This is a genomic window from Streptomyces sp. NPDC001530 (genome assembly GCF_042894545.1).
In the GTDB taxonomy this organism is placed as follows: domain Bacteria; phylum Actinomycetota; class Actinomycetes; order Streptomycetales; family Streptomycetaceae; genus Streptomyces.
Genome location: NZ_JBIAVS010000075.1, coordinates 1 through 1629 on the forward strand (window position 1 = coordinate 1; position 1629 = coordinate 1629).

Below are 1629 nucleotides of genomic sequence, written 5' to 3' on the forward strand. Positions count from 1 at the left end.
GGCCCTGGCTCACATTCGGTGGTGACTGAGCGTGGTGGCGGGTCGTTGGCATGACGTGCGAAATGTTAACGAGCTTGTAGACGTGGTGTTTTCGGGCCTGTCGCCGCTGGTCGTTGAGGAGGTGGCCGACGAGGGTGAGCGGATCCTGGTGTGGGCTCGGACGCCGGATGATCTGGTTCCGTGCCCGGGCTGCGGGGCGCCGTCCGGCCGTGTGCACGGTTATCACAGGCGGACCGTGGCCGATGTGTCGGTGGACGGGCGGCGGGTGGTGGTCCGTGTGCGGGTGCGGCGTCTGGTGTGTCCCACGCGTGGCTGCCGCCATACCTTCCGCGAGCAGGTGCCCGGGGTGCTGGAGCGATACCAACGGCGTACCGCTCGTCTGACCAGGCAAGTCAAGGCGGTGGTCAAGGAGTTAGCAGGCCGGGCAGGGGTGCGTCTGCTGGCGGCACTCGCGGTGGGCTTGTCGCACCACACTGCTCTGCGCACGCTTCTGCGCATACCGCTGCCCGCCCCGCGGGTGCCCCGCGTGATCGGCGTCGACGACTTCGCCCTGCGCCGGCGTCACCGCTATGCCACCGTGGTGATCGACGCCGAGACCCATGAGCGGATCGACGTGCTGCCCGACCGCACGGCCGACACCCTGGAGGCGTGGCTGCGTGCTCATCCGGGCGTCGAGGTCGTGTGCCGTGACGGCTCGGCCACCTATGCCGAGGCCATCCGCCGAGCTCTGCCCGACGCGGTGCAGGTCGCTGATCGCTGGCATGTGTGGCACAACCTGTGCGAAGCCGCCCTGAGCGAGGTGAAGGCGCACAGCAGTTGCTGGGCCACCGTGCTGGATGCGCCCCTGTATGACGGGCCGCGCGCGCGAACCACTCTGGAGCGCTGGCACCAGGTCCACAACCTGCTCGACCAGGGCGTGGGCCTGCTCGAATGCGCCCGCCGCCTGCAACTTGCCCTGAACACCGTCAAACGCTACGCCCGGGCAGACCAGCCCGAGCGGATGCTCCGCGTCCCCAAGTACCGTGCCAGCCTTGTCGATCCCTACCGCGAACACCTGCGAAAACGCCGGGCCGAAGACCCCGCCGTCCCCGTCCTGCATCTCTTCGAAGAGATCAAGGGACTCGGCTTCACGGGCTGTCTCAACCTCCTGCACAAGTACATCAACCAAGGCCGTGCGGACGCCGACCGCAGCCACATCTCCCCGCGCCGCCTCGCCCGGATGCTGCTCAGCAGGCCCGACAACCTCAAGGCCGAGCATCACGACCTCCTGGCCCGGCTCACCGCGGCCTGCCCCGAGATGACCCAACTGGCCGCCCACATCCGGGCCTTCGCCCAGCTCCTGGTACCCGCCCGAGGAAACGCCGTTGCCCTTGAGCGCTGGATTACCGAGGTCCGCCCAGACGATCTGCCCCATATGCACGCCTTCACCCGGGGCCTCGACCGAGACCACGACGCCGTCGTCGCCGCTCTCACGCTGTCGTACAGCAACGGACCCACCGAGGGCGTCAACACGAAGACCAAGCTGATCGCGCGGCAGATGTACGGCAGAGCAGGCTTCACCCTGCTCCGCCACCGAATCCTCCTCGGGTAACGTCACCCTCCGCTACCACCGAATGTGAGCCAGGGTCG

At 68.2% G+C, this 1629-nt stretch carries 1 protein-coding gene; it reads left to right on the forward strand.

Annotated elements, in window-relative coordinates; all coding sequences use genetic code 11:
* The first annotated feature begins 85 nt into the window (after positions 1–85).
* The gene (locus ACFY0T_RS50265; protein WP_388885979.1) at positions 86–1591 is read left to right on the forward strand and encodes an ISL3 family transposase; all 1506 of its coding nucleotides are present in this window, start codon (positions 86–88) and stop codon (positions 1589–1591) included.
* Positions 1592–1629 lie beyond the last annotated feature (38 nt).